This is a genomic window from Sulfitobacter sp. W074, assembly GCF_025142275.1.
Classification (GTDB): Bacteria; Pseudomonadota; Alphaproteobacteria; order Rhodobacterales; family Rhodobacteraceae; genus Sulfitobacter; species Sulfitobacter profundi.
This window is the reverse complement of record NZ_CP081131.1, coordinates 103,649-117,274: the sequence shown is the minus strand read 5'-3', so window position 1 is coordinate 117,274 and position 13,626 is coordinate 103,649. Positions and strand designations below refer to the sequence as shown.

General features: G+C 60.8%; 13 protein-coding genes. 6 read left to right on the top strand and 7 right to left on the bottom strand.

Features of this window, described 5'->3' with window-relative positions:
• The first annotated feature begins 22 nt into the window (after positions 1 to 22).
• From K3762_RS17870 to K3762_RS17860, 3 genes are all read left to right on the top strand, one after another.
• Positions 23 to 526 (top strand): TRAP transporter small permease, encoded by a 504-nt coding sequence (locus tag K3762_RS17870; RefSeq protein ID WP_132445394.1) that lies wholly within the window; start codon positions 23 to 25, stop codon positions 524 to 526.
• The gene (locus K3762_RS17865; protein WP_120352313.1) at positions 523 to 1,836 is read left to right on the top strand and encodes a TRAP transporter large permease; all 1,314 of its coding nucleotides are present in this window, start codon (positions 523 to 525) and stop codon (positions 1,834 to 1,836) included. Before K3762_RS17870 ends, K3762_RS17865 begins: the two co-directional genes overlap by 4 nt.
• 95 nt (positions 1,837 to 1,931) lie before the next feature.
• Positions 1,932 to 2,984: a M42 family metallopeptidase gene (locus K3762_RS17860; RefSeq protein ID WP_132445397.1), complete on the top strand. Its 1,053-nt coding sequence runs from the start codon at positions 1,932 to 1,934 to the stop codon at positions 2,982 to 2,984.
• 34 nt (positions 2,985 to 3,018) lie between these two features.
• Here the strand turns inward: K3762_RS17860 and K3762_RS17855 are convergent, their stop codons facing one another.
• The 4 genes from K3762_RS17855 to repA all read right to left on the bottom strand — a co-directional run bounded on the left by K3762_RS17855 (position 3,019) and on the right by repA (position 8,641).
• Positions 3,019 to 4,986 (bottom strand): cache domain-containing protein, encoded by a 1,968-nt coding sequence (locus K3762_RS17855; RefSeq protein WP_132445400.1) that lies wholly within the window; start codon positions 4,984 to 4,986, stop codon positions 3,019 to 3,021.
• A 153-nt stretch (positions 4,987 to 5,139) separates the two neighbouring features.
• Complete coding sequence (gene repC, locus K3762_RS17850; protein ID WP_132445403.1) at positions 5,140 to 6,294, bottom strand: plasmid replication protein RepC; 1,155 nt, start codon at positions 6,292 to 6,294, stop codon at positions 5,140 to 5,142.
• Positions 6,295 to 6,470: 176 nt separating this feature from the next.
• Complete coding sequence (gene repB, locus K3762_RS17845; RefSeq protein ID WP_132445406.1) at positions 6,471 to 7,466, bottom strand: plasmid partitioning protein RepB; 996 nt, start codon at positions 7,464 to 7,466, stop codon at positions 6,471 to 6,473.
• Positions 7,466 to 8,641, bottom strand: a complete 1,176-nt coding sequence (gene repA / locus K3762_RS17840) for a plasmid partitioning protein RepA (RefSeq protein WP_120352309.1) — start codon at positions 8,639 to 8,641, stop codon at positions 7,466 to 7,468. The genes repB and repA overlap by 1 nt, the downstream gene beginning before the upstream one ends.
• A gap of 451 nt (positions 8,642 to 9,092) precedes the next feature.
• Between repA and K3762_RS17835 the strand changes: the two genes are divergently transcribed.
• From K3762_RS17835 to K3762_RS17825, 3 genes are read left to right on the top strand one after another with little or no spacing between them, the layout of a single operon-like run.
• Positions 9,093 to 9,797 carry an ABC transporter permease gene (locus K3762_RS17835; RefSeq protein WP_067628713.1) on the top strand — a complete coding sequence of 235 codons (705 nt, stop codon included), beginning with the start codon at positions 9,093 to 9,095 and terminating at the stop codon, positions 9,795 to 9,797.
• Positions 9,797 to 10,507, top strand: coding sequence for an ATP-binding cassette domain-containing protein (locus tag K3762_RS17830; RefSeq protein ID WP_132445597.1), 711 nt, complete (start codon positions 9,797 to 9,799; stop codon positions 10,505 to 10,507). The genes K3762_RS17835 and K3762_RS17830 overlap by 1 nt, the downstream gene beginning before the upstream one ends.
• Positions 10,504 to 11,316: a substrate-binding domain-containing protein gene (locus K3762_RS17825; protein WP_132445409.1), complete on the top strand. Its 813-nt coding sequence runs from the start codon at positions 10,504 to 10,506 to the stop codon at positions 11,314 to 11,316. Before K3762_RS17830 ends, K3762_RS17825 begins: the two co-directional genes overlap by 4 nt.
• Before the next feature lie 42 nt (positions 11,317 to 11,358).
• Here K3762_RS17825 and K3762_RS17820 read toward each other — a convergent pair whose 3' ends face one another.
• From K3762_RS17820 to K3762_RS17810, 3 genes are read right to left on the bottom strand one after another with little or no spacing between them, the layout of a single operon-like run.
• Positions 11,359 to 11,844 (bottom strand): DUF6505 family protein, encoded by a 486-nt coding sequence (locus K3762_RS17820; RefSeq protein WP_132445412.1) that lies wholly within the window; start codon positions 11,842 to 11,844, stop codon positions 11,359 to 11,361.
• On the bottom strand, positions 11,841 to 12,557 hold the full coding sequence (locus K3762_RS17815) for a biotin/lipoate--protein ligase family protein (RefSeq protein WP_132445415.1): 717 nt from the start codon (positions 12,555 to 12,557) through the stop codon (positions 11,841 to 11,843). Before K3762_RS17815 ends, K3762_RS17820 begins: the two co-directional genes overlap by 4 nt.
• A complete protein-coding gene (locus K3762_RS17810) occupies positions 12,554 to 13,624 on the bottom strand; it encodes an Mrp/NBP35 family ATP-binding protein (protein ID WP_132445418.1) in 1,071 nt (356 codons plus the stop codon). The genes K3762_RS17815 and K3762_RS17810 overlap by 4 nt, the downstream gene beginning before the upstream one ends.
• Between the last annotated feature and the right edge of the window lie 2 nt (positions 13,625 to 13,626).

Sequence of the window (13,626 nt, the reverse complement as noted above, 5' to 3'; positions counted from 1 at the left end):
GGCCCCCAGCCAGGGAACCGCCATGCGCTCTTTGATCCGCCTCACCGCCGCCCTCTCGGCCCTGCCGATGACGATGGCCTCTGTCGCGCTTTTCGCGCTGATGGTGCTGACCTTTGCCGATGTCATCATGCGCTCGGTCTTCAACGCCCCGATCGAAGCCGCGACCGAGCTGATCCGCATCGGCATCGCCTTGATCGTTTTCTCTGCCCTCCCCGTTCTGTCTGGTCGCGAGGGGCATATCGCTGCTGATCTGCTGGACCGCCCCTTTGAAAATTGGGGGCTGCAACGCTGGCGCGACGGGTTGGTGACGCTGGGGTGCGGGGTGATGCTGTGGTTTCCGGCCGGGCGGGTCGTGGACCTTGCCTACCGCGCGCTGAGCTATGGCGACGTGACAGAATACCTTGAAATTCCGACCTTTTACATCGGCATGTTCATCGCGGTGATGACCTATCTCACCGCCGTTGTGCTGATCCTGCGCGGGCTTTTGCGCCTCTTTGCGCCGCAACTTCTGGACCCTGCCACATGATCGCATCTGCCATCGGCTTTGCCGCCGTTTTCGCCCTCGTCTTGCTGCGCTTGCCGATTGCCTTTGCCATGGGCCTCGTTGGGATGGTCGGGCTGGTCTATGAAACCAGCTACCGCGCCTCAATCTCTATGGTGTCGCGGCTGATTATCGACACCAGCCAAGACTACGGGCTGTCGGTGATCCCGCTTTTCATCCTCATGGGGCTCTTCGTCAACAAAGGCGGCATCAGCCGTGAGCTTTACCAAGTCTCCAACGCCTTTCTGGGGCACTTCCGCGGCGGCTTGGCGATGGCCACCATCGTGGCTTGCGGGGGCTTTGCGGCGATCTGTGGCTCGTCCTTGGCCACGGCGGCGACCATGTCCAAAGTCGCCATGCCAGAGATGCGCAAATACGGCTATGCTGACAGTCTTTCGACCGCGTCCATTGCCGCTGGCGGCACGCTCGGCATCCTGATCCCGCCGTCGGTGATCCTTGTGATCTATGGGCTGCTGACCGAGACCTCGATCGGCGCGCTGTTTATCGCGGGCATCGTGCCCGGCGCGCTTGGCATCCTTCTTTACCTCTGCGCGGTGCGCTTTTCCGTCGCCATGAACCCCGAGGCAGGCCCCGCTGGCCCCCGCGCCACATGGGGTGAGCGGCTGCGCGCACTGAACCACGTTTGGTCGGTGCTAGCGCTCTTTGCGCTGGTGATCGGCGGGCTCTACGGTGTGCTTGATTTCTGGCCCATCCACCTCGCCTTCTCCCCGACAGAGGCGGCGGGTATGGGCGCTGCAGGTGCGTTCCTGATCGCTTGGGCGCGTGGCGGGCTCAGCTGGGCCGGACTGCGAGAGGTGCTGGAGGAAACCACGCTCACGTCCGCCTCGCTTTTCTCGGTGCTGATTGGCGCATGGATTTTCTCAAACTTCGTGAACCTCGCGGGCCTGCCCGAAGGGCTGCTGGCGACCGTCACGGCGCTGGACCTCGGCCCATGGGTGGTCATGGGGCTGATCCTTTTGATTTACATCGCGCTTGGTTGCATTTTCGAGAGCATGTCGATGCTGCTGCTGACGGTGCCGATCTTCTTTCCACTGGTCACCAGCCTTGGGTTTGATCCGGTGTGGTTCGGTATCATCGTCGTCGTAGTGACAGAGATCAGCCTGATTACCCCTCCCGTGGGTCTGAACGTCTTTGTGCTTAAGGGCGTGGTCGGCGATGTCTCTACCGGGACGATCTTTCGCGGGGTCACGCCCTTCTGGCTGGTCGATATCCTGCGGCTGATCCTGCTGCTGATCTTCCCCGCGCTGGTGCTTTTCCTACCGGGGCAGATGTAAGCCCCCTGCCCTCTCAGCCTCATCGCGCCGCGTCTGTTTGCACTTCGACCAGCGCGGCGCGATAGTGCGGCCAAATCACCAAGGATGAGGCCAGCATGAACATCGACCTACTCAAAGACCTTTGCGAAACCCCCGGCGTGCCGGGGCGCGAGCACCGCGTGCGTGACCTGATCACCCAGCAGATCGAGGGCCTGTTCGACCATGTGGAGACCGACGCCATGGGATCCCTCCTCTGCCGCCGTGATGCGACGGCAGGCGACGGCACAGCGCCCAAGATCATGCTGTTGTGCCACATGGATGAGATCGGGTTTCTGGTCAGCCATATCTCGAAAGACGGGTTTCTGTACCTTCAACCCGTGGGGGGTTTTGATCCGCGCAACCTCTTCTCGCGCCGAGTGTTGGTCTGCACCGATCAGGGCGATCTGAAGGGCGTGATGAACCCCGGCGGCAAGCCCATTCACATCTCCTCCCCCGAGGACCGCAAGAAGATTCCCGAAGTCTCGGAATTCTTCATTGATCTTGGGCTGGGTGAGAAAGCCAAGGACATCGTCAAGGTCGGTGACTTCGTGGTGATGGATGAACCTTTCCTCGAAATGGGCGATCAATTTGTGTCTAAGGCGCTCGACAACCGCGTCGCCTGCTGGCTGGGGATCGAAGCGATCCGCAAGCTGGCCGACAAGGGACGCGGGGCGGAAATTCACGTGGCCTTCACTTGTCAGGAGGAAGTCGGCCTGCGCGGCGCGCGCACCGCGGCCTATAAGGTTCAGCCCGACATCGGTCTTGGCATCGACACGACGCTGGCCTGCGACACGCCCGGCGTGCCCGAGCATCTGTCCACCACACGCCTCGGCAAGGGCTTTGGCCTGCACGTGCGTGACAGCAGCTTCATCGCCGATGTGGATTTGGTGCGCGACATCGAAAAGCTGGCCGAGGCCCGCAAAATCCCCTTCCAACGCACCATGCTCGCCGCCGGCGGCCAAGACGGCGCAGCGGCGCAGCAGGCCGCCGCTGGCGCGCGGGCCGTGGGGATCGTGGTTGGCACCCGCTACATCCACACGGTGACGGAGATGGTCTCCAAGAGTGACCTACAGGCGGCGCTGGATATCCTCGTGGCCTATCTGGAAGGCTTCGACAGCAAGGCCGCCTAGAGCCCCCTGCCCCCCCTAAACGCGCCGCGCGCGTTCAGGGGGGGCCTCCATCATCGGGCGCTTGCGGCAGCCAGACGGTAAAGGCCGCGCCTCCCTCGTCCCGGTTGCGCACCGTGATGATCCCCCCGGCGCGCTGGATCAGCGTCTGAGAGATCGACAGGCCCAGCCCCGTCCCCTCTCCGGGTTTCGTGGTAAAGAAGGGATCGAACAGCGAGCCGAGCAACGCCTCTGGCACCCCCGGCCCACTGTCATGGACAGAAAGCGCGACACCGGGCAAAGCGTCGCGCTCCTCAGACCTTAGATACAGATCCAACCGCCCTGCCCCCCGCATCGCCTGCACGGCATTGACCACAAGGTTCACCACGACTTGCTGAATCTCGCCCGAGTCCGCGCGCACGGGCGGGACCTCTTCAAAATCGCAATCCACCTCAATCCCGCCCCGGCTGATCAGATGGTCAACGAGCACGAGGCAATCCTGCACCAAGGGCCGTAGCGCGATATTATGTTCACAGTCGGAAAACTCAGACGGCGCGGCGAACTTCAGCAATTTGCCGACGATCACCTCGATCCGCGACAGTTGTCTGTCGATCAGCCCCAGTTCCGTGGCCACGGGCGCGGCATCCTCGCCTAGAGTCTCACGGATGACATCGACATTGCCCATGATGACCGCGACCGGGTTGTTGATCTCATGGGCGACCCCGGCGGTGATTTCCCCGATGGAGGCGAGCTTTTCGCTCATCACCAACTGGCGGAAGGTCTGCTCCAACTTCTCATTCGCCTCGCGCAATTCACCGGTACGCTGATCCACGCGCTGGTTCAGCTCATCATTCCAACTGCGCAACTGCCGGTCGCGTTCTTGAACCTGCTCCAGCAACCAATCGAGGTGATGCGCCACGGCGCCGATCTCATCCCGCGCGGGCACTGGCCCGATCCGCGCCGAAAGCTCTCCCTTGCCGACGCGGTGCATGACCTTTGTCATCCGTTCAAGCGGCGAGAAGATTCCCCGCGCCAGCCACAGGAACACCGGCGCCGAGAGGGCCAGCACGGCAAAGAAGGCCGCCAGCATCCACCAGAACGCCTCGCGCTTCGCCTGCGCAAAAGGCGCCTCAAGAAAGCCGACATAGAGCATCCCTACCCGCTCCCCGAAACTGTCGGTGATGGGCTGGTAGCCTGAGATATACCAATCATTCACCACAAACGCCCGGTCGAGCCAAGTGCGCCCTTCGATCAACACGGCCTCCCGCACTTCGGCCGAGACGCGCGTGCCAAGGGCGCGCACATCCTCGAACAGGCGCACATTGGTCGAGATGCGCAGATCATCAAGGAACAGCGTCGCAGTCCCCTGCCGGTCGCCGCCGGTTACCGCGTTCAAATAGACCAGATCGTTGATCGTATCGATGAAGTCGAGGTTTCGGTTCAAAAGCATTCCGCCAACCAAAACGCCCTGCCTGCCGTTCAGCGCCACCGGGCTTGCCGCATGGACCACCATCCCGCGGTCTTCGACTTTCCGGTTGGTGGGCACGGCGGCGGGCGTGTCGATCACCGGCACCTGCGCGCGTACCGCGAGCGCGTCGTTCAAAGTTGTCAGCCGTGCATTGCTAAATACGTCGATCTCCGCCCCGCGTGCTCCCCGCGCCGCGCGGGCGATCACCGGCCAATCCTCGCCTTCATCGACCGCTGTTTCGAGGGGGAGGAAGCGCAGAAAATCCAAGCCCAGCCGATCTTGTATCTCGGCAAAGGAGGCCACCCGATCTGCGGTCGGCATCTCAAGCAAGCGGGCAAATTCGACCGAGCCTGCGACGGCATCCAGTTCATTGCCGGTCTGCGCCAACAACCGCGCGAGATACTGGTTGGCGATCCTCAACTCGCTCTCGACATTCGCGATGAGCACTTCGTCATAGTCCGCCGTCCAACGCGACATGCCCAAGACCAGCAGCAGCGGCATCAACACGATAAGCGGTGTTAGCGCGAGGATCAGCAGGCGTAGGCGAACGGAGGTCATGGGCTTTCCCGAAAAAGTGAGGCCAATTTAGCCGCTGCGCCTTCAAGGGTGAAGTGTGGGGGCGTATTTTGCCCGACAAATCCCACCAATTCAGTATTTTGGCCCCGATTGCCAGGCATACATATGCCTAACCCACTGTAAAACCATAGGTTTTCAAGTTGTCAGCTGACAATTGCGCTGATTTACCAGTGCTGCCACCATAGGATTAAGGGAAAAAGCGCCATTACGGGCCATTTGGGTCAAACGGCGAAGATATGCGCCCGGGCTTCGGATGGTCGCGGCTTTCTCAAGCAGACAAAGGACTGTCACCGCTGCGCTCTCCGCACCCATGTCCCGTTTTGCCTCATTTAAGACCGGCAGGTCAATCCCCAGCATTGGGGCAATCTGATCTCCGATCCGTACAATGTCACTCCAATTGCGCATCGCTTCTGGGAAGAAGCTTTGAACTTCTTTGCAAGCAGCGACCACCTCAGCAAAAGTGACCCCTTTTTTTGGCTCGTTGTCTTCACTGTCAATGTTGTCAGCCGAGTGAGGGAGGGCGTCTTTCGGACCGCTCTGCTGTTCAGAGTCAAAATAGGATTTAATTGAATCCTGTATGTGCCGCTCATTTTCGCCGTCGCTGGCGCTCATTTGTTCTGTAGATGGGGCAGGGGAAACCGGTTCTGCTTCGGCTTCATCAACAATGGTGGCCGTGCTCTCAAGCGCCTCACGTAATGCATTCTCAAGAAGGGTCAATGCCGCTTCATCCGGCTTGCGCCGAAGGACACGCCCCGCCTCATTTGCCACCCCCTCAGCGCCACCCTGACGGATCAGCGCGTGCCTCAGAACAAGCACCCGGTCCCTCAGCGCTTGCAGGCGCTCACTGTGCGCTTCGGCTGCCTGAGCGGCTGTCTCTATCATATCTGACTGAACGACAAGGGGGGAGAGGTCAAAGCCAAAGGCCAGCGCAATCGCGCCGCCCCGGTTTCGTGCAAAGCGTTTGCGATTGGGGCTATCGTGCCGGGCAATAAGCCCGACACGGACAAGCTGGGCAAGATGCCGTCGAAGCGTGCTTTCAGGCATCCCGTGCAACCGCTCAGACAGCCGGGCGTTCGAGGCAAATACGATCCCTGCCGCGCCATCTGGAATATGACGGCTCGGCAGAAAGCTGAGCAACGCCTTCAATACGGTGAGGGTGCGGTGCGACAATTCAAAACAATCAGCCGCAGTTGTCAGCCGGTCGAGCAATGCCCATTTGTCCGGCCCCTCGCATGACACTTGGGTAGCCGATTTCGGCCGCCCGAACCCAGTTCGGAACGTGTTTTCCATTTAAAATCACGAAAGACAACAAAATACCGGCCCTATCCCATCGGGTAGAGTTGACATCGATAAATCTTTGGGGCTATCTCGAAGGTGCAAAGTTTGAGAAGGGCCTTCCGGGATTTATCCTGGGGGGCTTTTTTTGTGGTCTTGGATGTGCCTCCTGTTGCTACTTCCTCAATTTCTCACGCGCGGGTCTTTTGCCAGCGGTCGTGAATCTCTTGCAAAAGCTCTTCTGCATGCGCATCGAGCCATGTATCAAATCCCTCGGCTGCACGGGCAGGGACGGTCACCGTCACCCCACGCTTGCCGCTGCGAATGTCCGCCAAAGCCTTGCCATCACGGCTCCGCAGGGTGCGGGGCTTGGCCGATGGGGCAGGGGAGGCGGCAGCTTTCTCGGGCTGGGCTGAGGCTTCGGAAAAGATCGCCTCGAACCGTTCATCTGAATTGAACCCTTCCCAGTCGGCCCGCGACATCCGTTTGTCCGCCCGCGCTTTTGCTGCGGGTTGCTCAAAGAGTTTGACCAAAGCCATCCAGCGATCCCGCCCGATGGACGGGGCAGAACCGATCTGGCGCAAGAAAGGTAGCTCGAACGCATGACCAACTTTGAGCATGCGACTGACCATAGGCAGATCGATCGACAGCGCGTCTGCGATTGTCTGCCGGTCATGCCCGCCCACGTCTAGCTGAGCAGCAAAGCTCGCCTTTTCGATAAACGACAGGTCCTGTCGCGCGGTATTCTCCTGCCCCTGCGCCATCACCAAAGCATGGTCGTCCAACTGGCGGACCATCGCCTTGACGGGCATCGCAAGCGCTTTCAGTGCCTGAAGCCGCCGCCGCCCGTAGACAATTTCGAACCGTCCGGGGGTTTTGGGATGGGGCCGAACGAGCACAGGAACCTGCTGCCCGTAAGTCTTGAGGCTGTCATGCAGCTGCTTCTGAGCCTGCGTATCAGTGCCTAAACGGTCTTCGACACCTGCCATGTCGATCAGATTACCGTCCATTTCCTGAACCGCGTTTTCTTGCATCCGGTTCAACGAAGACTGAAGCGCCCCCACCGCGCCGCGCGGCATTAAACTGGCCTTACCCCGGCTCTTATTAGGCTCTATCGAGGGGGATTTAGGCTTCTCCGGCTTCTCAACATTCGCCGGTGCAGAAGATAAAATGCCTTTACGTGCCATTACCGCCCCCATGCTTTCTGGATCATGCTTTCGATCTCATCATTCACAAGATTGAGTGAATCCACCGCCCGGTCATAGGTCGAGCGGTGAAATTGGGACCGGTCGACCTCATAAATCGTCTGATGCGTCAGCCCGGCATCCGAAATCGCGGTGGATTTCAGCATTGGTGCGACCATGACTTCCTCGTCAAAGAGCTGGCGCAAGAAGGATAGAACCTGCTGTTGCGGCCCATCATTCGGCTCGTACCGATTTATCAGGAAACGCAGGAAATCAAATTCCATGCTTGCTCCTGCATTAGAGACTACATCAAGCAGGTCCGCGCTCATCTGCAGGAACTGCGACATCGATGCGACGTCGAGCATGTTCGGGACGACAGTGATTAGCACGCCCGTCGAGGCGCAAAGCGCCGACATCGTGAGGTACCCCAGTTGCGGCGGGCAATCGAAGATAACCACGTCGTAATCTTGCTCTACGTCCTGCAGAGAGGTCGCCAACCGGGCGAAAAATGCTGGCTGGGTGTTGTTCAGCAGAGCTTGGGGGGTTTCATGCTCAAACTCCTGAAGCATCAACCCGCCGGGAGCAAGATCAATGCCAGTAAAGAATGTTTTCTGAATGACATCGGCCAAAGGGACCGGATCGTCATATTGGATGGCATCGTAGATGGTCCCCGAGTTCAGGAAATCATACTCTGGCCGATAGCCAAAAAGCGTTGTTAGAGACGCTTGCGGGTCAATATCGACGCAGAGCACACGGTAGCCCTTCAAGGCCAGTCGTTGCGCCGCATGGATTGCGCTCGTCGTCTTTCCGCTGCCGCCTTTGAAGTTCAAAAAAGACAATACTTGCAGTTTGTCCCCGTCACGACGGCCACGCTGGTAGGCACCGCGCGATTTGGCCGTTGATTCAAGCGTGCGCCGGATTGAGAGCAGATCTTCAGCACTGTAATGCCGCCGCCCGCCCGGGCTTGTCTGAACGTCAACGACCTTATTGTCGAAATGGAGTTTGCGAAGGAAGCTGGTTGAAATTCCAAGCAATTCAGCCGCTTCTCCGGCTGAAAAGCGGCGTAGCTCCTTGCGCGCGTCGGGCGCAAAGACCTTCAACATGTGACTTTCCAACGCCTCGGAAAGCGTTTCCGCATTACGGCGGATCCGTGTATTGATGTGTACAGTGTCCGTCACATCTGCCCTCGCTCTCAGTAACGCTATTATTCGGTAGCGCTTTTGTTTCCGTTACTTAATGCCATTAAAGCGATGCGTGCAATAGATTCTTGCGCGAGGAGAGGGAAAGACGGCATCGATAGTCGGAGCTACGATCAAAGATAGTCCGGGCTTTTACGTCTAAGGGTCTGTATTTATTTGTTAAAACTATCCTTGGAAATGAGAATGAGCTCATCATGAGCCGGATGGCCAGCATTTCGCGGTTTTGCCGTAGTTAGAGCCACATACCCGATTTGCGAGAATCATGGGATGGGTCATCCTGACCTTGCGCGGCCGAGATCACGGTGAGTTTCAAGCCAGTCTGTCTCTTCCGGCAATTTCGGTCCCGGTGGCTCTGGCGTCGGCAGGTCAGTCCTGACACTGTGCGGGAAAAGGGGGCTTTGGGCCCCAAGTCGGGGGAGGCCACTGCGGGATGGTCGATATTTGGAGCGGACTGACGCAGGCCTTTTGGCTTGTCTTCACGCTTGATCCCGAGTTGGTTGAGATCGCCGGTCGGTCATTGCAGGTGACCGTCTCCGCCTTGGTCGTTGCCTGCCTGATTGCCCTCCCCCTCGCGGCATTGGTCGCCGTAAAACGGTTTCGCGCACGGCGCTTGGTGATCGCGGTTTTAAATGCGCTCATGGGGCTGCCGCCGGTCGTGGTGGGGCTCATCGTTTATGTGGTCCTTTCCCGCTCCGGGCCCCTTGGCGTGTTGGGGCTGCTTTTTACCCCCACGGCGATGATCATAGCGCAGGTGATCATTATCGTGCCGCTCATTGCCTCGATCGCGCATCAGTCGATCCGCGAACTTTGGCAGGAATATCATGATCTGTTGATTTCGATGAATGTCACGCAGGGCCAAAAGATACGGACCCTGCTTTGGGATTCCCGCCGTGCGCTCCTCACTGCCGCGCTCGCAGGTTTTGGCCGCGCGATTGGGGAGGTGGGGGCGATCATGATCGTCGGGGGCAATATCGACCATGCGACGCGGGTGTTGACCACCGCGATCGCGCTTGAGACCGGAAAGGGTGAGTTTGCCTTGGCGCTCGCCCTCGGTTTCGTACTGATCGGGCTGGCCGTGGCGGTGAACCTCGCGATCCATTGGCTGGGCCGCACCGAACGGGAGGGCCGGTGGTGATGCAGCTTTTCCCGATGCAGGCCAGCGCGGTCGAAAGCCGAAGACGCGGGCAACGGCTGGTGGGACCGATTGATCTGACGCTAGACGGGCAGGGCGCCACGGTCGTTATCGGCCCGAACGGCGCGGGCAAAACCACGCTGTTGCAATTGCTGCATGGCACCGCGCGGCTCTCTGCGGGGCGGATCGACTGGGCCTGCACGACCGAAGAGGCGCGGCATCATCAGGCATTCGTTTTCCAGCGGCCCGTCATGCTCCGGCGCACGGTTTTGGAGAACCTTGTCTATCCGTTGCGCCTGCGTGGTGTCGCAAAGGCAGAGGCCCGTCAGGCTGCGGAGGAATGGGCCGCACGCGTCGGGTTAGAGCCGCTTTTGGGCCGCGCAGCCCCTGTGCTATCGGGTGGCGAGCAGCAGAAACTGGCCCTCGCCCGCGCCCTGATCTGCAAGCCCAAGCTGCTGTTTCTCGATGAGCCCTGTGCCGCATTGGATGGCCGTGCGACCCGCGAGATCGAGGCGATTTTGCAATCGGCGAAATCTGCCGGCACGCGGCTGATCCTTTCGACACATGACCACGGTCAAGCCCGCCGTTTGGCCGACGATGTCTTGTTCCTTCTGGGGGGCCGTCTGCATGAGGCCGGTCCCGCGACTATGTTTTTCAACCGACCTGAGACCCCAGAGGCGCAGGCATTTTTAAGAGGAGATATCGTAGAATGAAACATTGGATTGTAGGCGCAATTTCCGCGCTGGCGATGAGCGGTGCGGCGCAGGCCGCGGACGTGATGAAAATGGCGGTGACGACATCGTTCAACAACTCCGGTCTCGCGGATGTTCTCTTGCCTCAGATCGCAGCGGATCTTGATCTCGATGTGCAATTGTTGGTCGTCGGGACCGGCCAGGCGATCAAGCTAGGCGAATCCGGGGACGTGGACGCGATCCTGGTCCATTCGCGCAAAGCCGAGGAGGCTTTCGTCGACGCGGGGTTCGGCAGCCACCGAACGGAAATCATGTACAACGATTTCGTCTTCATCGGTCCAAAAAGCGATCCGGCGGGCATCGCATCCTCGGGTGCGGCCACCGAAGCATTGAGCGCAATCGCCGGCAAAGAGTCTGATTTCGTGAGCCGAGGGGATGACAGCGGCACCCATAAGAAAGAACTGTCGCTTTGGGCTGAAGCGGGGGTCGATCCGGCAGAGTTCGGCGATTGGTATAGCGCCGTCGGGGCAGGCATGGGGGCGGCGCTCAACACCGCCTCGGGGATGCCTGCCTATGTGATGTCGGACCGGGCAAGCTGGCTGAACTTCGGCAATAAGGGGGATCTGGCGTTGCTCTATGCGGGCGATCCGGTTCTGTTTAACCAATATGCCTATCTGCCGGTGAACCCCGAGCGTCACGGCCATGTCAAAAATGATCTGGCTCTGAAGCTCGAAGACTGGCTGACATCGGACCGGGCGAAAGCGCTGATCAACGACTATAAGATCAATGGTGAGACACTATTCGTGTTCAACGCGGAAGGTGCCGAATAACCTGAGTTAGAGACCATCCGCGCACAAACCGGCGCGGATGGTTCACTCGGGCAGGTCGCCGTGGATCGCGAATTGCTCTAGTCCTGCATCCTGCGGCTGGATCATGCGAAAGCTTTCACGGACGCCCGCGTCGGTCAACTCGCGCGCCACGGTGAGCAGACAGTTGGGCGCGTGATCGGCGCAGAGGTCGATCATCTGCGCCAACTCCTCTTTCGCCACGGGACGCGCGGCATCGACCGAAGGTGCACCGTAGTAGGTAACGAAATGCTGCGCCAGGAGCGCGGCGAGGGCCTCTACCTCGGCTTCTTCGATCTGGGTCACGGCGACAAAGGTCACGCGGCCAAAGGTTTCGAGCCCGAGCCAGCCGTTGGCGAAGGCTTGGCGGGCTTTGCCAGTCAGGTCGCCCTCGGTCCAATCGGAAAACTCGAATCCGCCAGAGATGCACCATTCCCCGGTGCGGGCGGGTGAGGCGAAGACGTTGCGGTCGCTCTCATCGAAATGGATCGCGCGGGCAAGTTTGAGGGTCATGGTGCGGGCTCCAATAAGGTGGTGAGCGGGATCAGGCGGGTCGTCTCTCCCGCGCGCAGTAACATGCCGAAGTCCTCGTCGACACCGATGAATGTACCGCTTGCGCCCTGCGCGGTCACCTCTTCGTCGATCCCGTAGGCCAAGCCGCGCCATTCGCCATGCAGGCTGGCAGGGCCGAGGTCTTCCCAGCGGTTGATCCAATGCAGCGTGTGCCGCGCCCAGGATTCGACAAGGGCAGGGGGCTGCACCTCGGCGCAGCCTTCGGCATAGAGCGCGGTTTGATCCGGGTTTAGACCCGTTTGCGCCATGTCAGGGTCGTTCGCAGGGTAGAGCGGCAGGGTGAAACCGACGACGAGCCAATCGGGCACCGCCGTCGGATCGGTTGTCGAGGCCATCATCCGGAGCGCGCCGCAGGCCGCACCGTTCACGCGGATGCCGCCGTTCCATTCCAGTTGCACCGCGACTTCGGGCGGCGAGAGCGCGCCGAGGGCGTTTTGAAAGCCCACCCCGCAGAGCGGCAGCATCGCCACCGCGCGGGCCAGCGGCACCTCGGGGGCAAAGACCAAGGCCGCCTGCATCTCGGCCCCGTCAAGCCGGTAGGTGATCAGACCCGCATCGCAGCCCTCGGCCGCGCGGGCGCAGGCGGCGGCAAGGGCATCGCCCACGACCGCCTCGCCCGACATCAGCGGGGGGAAGGACAGCGGTTCGCTCATGCGGCGCCAGCGTCCACGAGTTGCTTGGCGATGGCGTGAAAGGCCGCGGCCTGCTTGCTATCCGGCTGGCTGACGGTGATCGGCGCGCCGCCGTCGGAGGCGAGACGGATCTGCAGATCGAGCGGCACTTCGGCCAGCAGGGGCACGCCCCATTTCTCGGCTTCAGTCGCGACGCCGCCGTGGCCGAAAACATGCTCTTCGTGGCCGCAATTGGTGCAGATATGCGTCGACATGTTTTCGATCATGCCGAGGATCGGCACCTTCAGCTGGTTGAACATATCGATGCCCTTGCGCGCGTCGATCAGAGCCACATCCTGCGGTGTAGAGACGATAACCGCCCCATCCACATGGGCCTTTTGCGCCAGCGTCATCTGCACGTCGCCGGTGCCGGGCGGCAGGTCCACGATCAGCACGTCAAGCGCGCCCCATTGCACCTGCGTCATCATCTGCTGCAGCGCGCCCATCAGCATCGGCCCGCGCCAGACCACGGCTTGGTCTTCGTTGGTCATCAGGCCAATCGACATCATGGTAACGCCGTGGTTGCGCATCGGCAGGATGGTCTTGCCATCGGGCGAGGCGGGGCGGCCAGAGACGCCGAGCATGCGCGGCTGGCTGGGGCCGTAGACATCGGCATCCAGCAGCCCGACCCGGCGGCCTTGGGCGGCCAGCGCACAGGCGAGGTTCGCGGAAACGGTGGATTTGCCGACGCCGCCCTTCCCCGAGGCGACGGCGATGATCCGGTCGACGCCGGGGATTTTTTGCGGGCCGGTTGGCTCCGCTTTGCGCTGAGGCTTGAGGTCAGGCGGCGGGGCTTTCTCGCTGTGGCCGGTCAGCACGATGGAGACTTTCGAGACCCCCTCGACCTGCGCCAGCGCCGCTTCGGCCAGCGCCTTGGCCTCCTCATAGGCTTTGGCTTGGGCGGGCGGGATTTCCATCACGAAACGCACCGCGCCCGCGTCATCCACATTCAGCGCGCGCATCACGCCGCTGGCCACGATGTCTGTCCCCGTGGCCGGATCGGTCACGGTCTTCAAGGCGGTCAAGACCGCTTCCCTGCTGGCTGTCACGT